Genomic DNA, 4,262 nt, shown 5'->3' with positions numbered 1-4,262 from the left:
TGTTGTCGATTTTTAAGTTCGACACAAAGGTAAAAGAGATTAGAGGTTGGGACAAGAGCCATACAGTGAGTGCTTACTAACGAAAGCAAAGATCTGGATTTTATATCGGTTATACTATACGGCATTTTTGGACGCTAACTTCACAACTCTTGATATAGGAATGAGAAGAACAATAGCACATTAACAATGTTCACTAAAATCAAGACAAGCCTGGCACACTAATTTTATTTTATCATCACCTTTCACACTGCCTCCTAGCAAATCTAGAAAAACACGTGCAAGATCTTTCTTGCAAAAAGTCAAAGTATCGCCAACTTTTCTCCCACCATATTTAAAGCTAATTTTAACAGCCCCCGAATATTCGAGAACGACCTCATCAAACTCCCATTTTTCAACTTTGTCAACGTACGGTCGTACTATTAACTCTAAATTCATGTTCATCATCTAAATTATTCTCCCCTTTTATACATCTCTTCATAATACCCCTGATAGTCCCCACTTGTCACATCATCCATCCAATCTTGATTATCCAAATACCATCTAACTGTCTTCTCTATACCTTCCTCAAATTGAAGAGAGGGTTCCCAACCTAATTCATTTTTCAACTTATTCGAATCAATTGCATAACGCAAATCATGTCCTTTACGGTCTGTTACATAAGTAATCAAATGATCTGAAGTACCCTCCGGATTACCTAACAAACGATCAACTGTCTTTATAATAACTTTTATAAGATCAATATTTGTCCATTCATTAAAACCACCAATATTATAAGTATCAGCAGTTTTTCCGTTATGAAAAATCAAATCTATTGCCCTAGCATGGTCCACAACATATAACCAGTCTCTCACGTTTTCCCCCTTACCATACACAGGCAATGGTTTACCCTGACGGATATTATTTATAAACAATGGAATCAGTTTCTCCGGAAATTGATAAGGACCATAATTATTGGAGCAGTTAGTCACAATAGTAGGCATACCATAAGTATCATGAAAAGCCCTCACAAAATGATCGCTACCTGCCTTGCTGGCTGAATAAGGACTATGGGGCTGGTATTTAGTTTCTTCCGTAAAGAATGTGCCATCGAATTCCAAAGCACCATAAACCTCATCTGTAGAAATATGATAAAAACGCTTACCTTCGTAACATTCAGGAAGATATTCCCAACTCAACCGGGCAGCCTGTAATAAAGAAAGGGTACCGATGATATTAGTATGAGCAAATGTAAACGGATCTTTTATACTACGGTCTACATGACTTTCAGCAGCTAAATGAATAACTCCATCAATATGATACAGCTTAAAAAGTTCCAATATTTTATCAAAGTCACAGATATCGGCCTTTACAAAGGTATAATTAGGTTGATTTTCGACATCTTTCAGATTGGCCAAATTTCCAGCATAAGTCAGTTTATCCAGATTGATAATATGATATTCAGGATATTTATTGACGAACAAACGTACAACGTGTGATCCAATGAAGCCTGCTCCGCCCGTGATCAATATATTTCGTGTGAAATTCATGTCTATTTTAATAAGCTGATTGTTGTTTCAATTCATGTATACATTTCTGCAAAGAGTCTTTCCAGTAGGGAACAGTGATCCCAAAAGTAGATTTCACCTTTGTTTTATCCAGTACAGAAAAATGAGGACGCTTTACCTTACTGGGAAATTCATCGCTGTGACAAGGTTGAATATCGCACACATTGCCACTCAAGTCACAGATTTCCTTCGCAAAGTCATACCATGAACACACACCCTCATTACTAAAATGATAGATACCTTCTTTATAAAGTTGATTCTCCTCAATCACTTGATAGATAACAGAGGCCAAGTCTCCGGCATAAGTGGGAGTACCAACCTGATCAAAGACTACTTTCAGGGTATCTTTATCAGATGTGAGTTGTCGCATCGTTTTTACAAAATTCTTCCCATAAGGGGAATAAAGCCAGGCGGTACGAAAGATCAGATAATGACAGCCGACCTCTTGTATACTATGCTCACCGGCCAGCTTCGTTTTACCATACACACCCAAAGGATTAGTTTCCCAATCTTCCCGACAAGGGACATTTCTGTCTCCCTGAAAAACATAGTCCGTAGAGACATGTATTAAGGTAGCATCAGTTTCTTTAGCTACAATAGCCAGATTCTCCACTGCCTTATTATTCAATAAATCAGCAGTCGCGAAATCGTCTTCCGCCTTGTCTACATTGGTATAGGCAGCACAATTAACGATGACATGAATTTGGTTGTCATTGACCATTTTACGGATAGAATCACGACTGGTTATATCCAACTCTCCCACATCGGTAAAAATATATTGGTTGGAGCTGGTTGACGACACACGGCGCATCTCATTGCCAAGCTGACCGTTAGCTCCTGTCACTAGAATATTCATTGAGCTTAATACAGATTTTCGTTATAATCAAATAACCAGCCGGCTTCTTCCAGACGTTCGTGATGTTGGTCTTTCCCGGAAAGGATTATTTTATCAGCAGGAACCTTCCAGTCGATTTTCAATGCGGGATCATCCCAAGCCAGGGCACCTTCACATTGGGGAGCATAGAAGTTGTCACATTTATATTGAAAAATAACCTCTTCCGTCAGGACAACAAAGCCATGGGCAAATCCACGCGGAATAAAGAACTGACGGTGGTTTTCTTCAGTCAATTCCACCGATACATGCTCTCCAAATGTTGGTGAGCCTTTACGGATATCGACAGCCACATCAAGGACAGAGCCTTTAATGACACGTACCAGTTTACTCTGGGCATAAGGTGGTTTCTGAAAATGAAGACCACGTAAAACACCATAGCTGGATTTACTTTCATTATCCTGGACAAAATCTACCTTACGAACCTTTTCTGTAAATTCACGTTGAGAGAAAGATTCGAAAAAGTAACCACGGTCATCTTTAAAAAGGCGGGGTTCAATGATAACAACGCCTTCTATAGCAGTTTTGATTATTTCCACTGTGATTAGTGTTTATTAGTTATTTAGATACCGGAAAGGAATATGGCATTATTCCAGTCCCAGTTCATTTATTACTTTTAAAAGGTACTGGCCATATTGATTCTTTAGCATGGGCTTGGCCAGTTCACGCATTTTATCCGCTGTTATCCAGCCATGGCGCAGGGCAATACCTTCAAGACACGCGACTTTCAATCCCTGACGTTTTTCAATCACTTCAATAAAAGTGCTGGCTTCGGAAAGAGAATCGTGCGTGCCGGTATCAAGCCAGGCAAAGCCACGGCCTAATAGTTGGACCTTTAATTGGTGGTCATTGAGAAATTCCTGATTAACGGTAGTGATTTCTAACTCTCCACGGGGAGAGGGTTGTATATGTTTGGCTACATCCACCACTTTATTGGGGTAGAAATAGAGTCCCACTACAGCGTAGTTAGATTTTGGATTTTCTGGTTTTTCTTCAATACTCAAAACATTCCCATCCTTGTCAAAGTCAGCAACTCCATAACGTTCGGGATCGGCAACCCAATAACCGAATACGGTTGCTTTCTGCTCCTCCTCGACTGTACGGACAGCCTCCTGCAACATGCGGGTAAAGCTTTGGCCATAGAAGATATTATCACCTAATACCAGGCAGACGGAATCATTGCCGATGAAGTCTTCACCGATAATAAAGGCTTGTGCCAGACCGTCCGGAGAGGGTTGTTCGGCATATTCAAAACGTACTCCATAGTCGGAGCCATTACCCAAGAGACGCTTGAAGCCCGGAAGGTCATAAGGAGTGGAAATAATCAGGATCTCACGGATTCCAGCCAACATAAGGACTGAAATCGGATAATAAATCATGGGCTTGTCAAAGATAGGAAGCAACTGCTTACTCACTCCTTTGGTGATAGGATACAGACGAGTGCCTGAACCACCAGCTAAAACTATTCCTTTCATAAAAGCTTATTTCAATTTTAGAAAATAAGTAAGCTGTTTTGAGATAGACACAAAGTAGCTTTTATTCTGTGTTTATTTAAACGGTTCCACATACCCAACCGGCATATCCGCACAAGCACACCCCAGCATATTCAACCGGACAGCAATCTTGCTTCTGCCATCTACTGTAACAAGCTCTCCTACAAGTCCTGTCAAAGGACCTTTGACAACACGTACTTTTTCACCACGTGATAAAGGAGCGCTATTCATACAGATTGCCTCTTCGGAATAGTCAAGCATAAAACGGAAACGGGCCATTTGTTCATCAGGAATGATAGTCGGACTGCTCTCACCGCGCATTACCATATACCG

The 4,262-nt window shown here is 40.4% G+C and carries 5 protein-coding genes and 1 pseudogene; all 6 read right to left on the bottom strand.

Features of this window, described 5'->3' with window-relative positions:
- Positions 1 to 180 precede the first annotated feature (180 nt).
- On the bottom strand, positions 181 to 435 hold the full coding sequence (locus tag I2I13_RS24245; RefSeq protein ID WP_138294078.1) for a hypothetical protein: 255 nt from the start codon (positions 433 to 435) through the stop codon (positions 181 to 183).
- A gap of 14 nt (positions 436 to 449) precedes the next feature.
- The gene (gene rfbB, locus I2I13_RS24240; protein WP_004325816.1) at positions 450 to 1,526 is read right to left on the bottom strand and encodes a dTDP-glucose 4,6-dehydratase; all 1,077 of its coding nucleotides are present in this window, start codon (positions 1,524 to 1,526) and stop codon (positions 450 to 452) included.
- A 7-nt stretch (positions 1,527 to 1,533) separates the two neighbouring features.
- Complete coding sequence (rfbD, locus tag I2I13_RS24235; RefSeq protein WP_004325815.1) at positions 1,534 to 2,400, bottom strand: dTDP-4-dehydrorhamnose reductase; 867 nt, start codon at positions 2,398 to 2,400, stop codon at positions 1,534 to 1,536.
- Between the two features lie 5 nt (positions 2,401 to 2,405).
- Positions 2,406 to 2,975 carry a dTDP-4-dehydrorhamnose 3,5-epimerase gene (gene rfbC / locus I2I13_RS24230; protein ID WP_004325814.1) on the bottom strand — a complete coding sequence of 190 codons (570 nt, stop codon included), beginning with the start codon at positions 2,973 to 2,975 and terminating at the stop codon, positions 2,406 to 2,408.
- A 48-nt stretch (positions 2,976 to 3,023) separates the two neighbouring features.
- Entirely contained in the window at positions 3,024 to 3,911 is an 888-nt protein-coding gene (gene rfbA, locus I2I13_RS24225) for a glucose-1-phosphate thymidylyltransferase RfbA (protein ID WP_195650742.1), read from the bottom strand.
- 72 nt (positions 3,912 to 3,983) lie between these two features.
- A pseudogene (locus I2I13_RS24220) lies at positions 3,984 to 4,262 on the bottom strand (transcriptional regulator); the annotation flags it as partial.

Source organism: Bacteroides sp. D55t1_190419_B8, from assembly GCF_015558905.1.
GTDB classification, from domain to species: Bacteria; Bacteroidota; Bacteroidia; order Bacteroidales; family Bacteroidaceae; genus Bacteroides; species Bacteroides vicugnae.
Note: the sequence above shows the minus strand (reverse complement) of the source record. Positions and strands in the feature narration are given on the sequence as shown.

Excerpts from the sequence above, each read along its gene's own strand:
- rfbD (WP_004325815.1), bottom strand. The coding sequence starts at position 2,400 with ATGAATATTCTAGTGACAGGAGCTAACGGTCAGCTTGGCAATGAGATG.
- rfbA (WP_195650742.1), bottom strand. The coding sequence starts at position 3,911 with ATGAAAGGAATAGTTTTAGCTGGTGGTTCAGGCACTCGTCTGTATCCT.
- rfbB (WP_004325816.1), bottom strand. The coding sequence starts at position 1,526 with ATGAATTTCACACGAAATATATTGATCACGGGCGGAGCAGGCTTCATT.
- I2I13_RS24245 (WP_138294078.1), bottom strand. The coding sequence starts at position 435 with ATGAATTTAGAGTTAATAGTACGACCGTACGTTGACAAAGTTGAAAAA.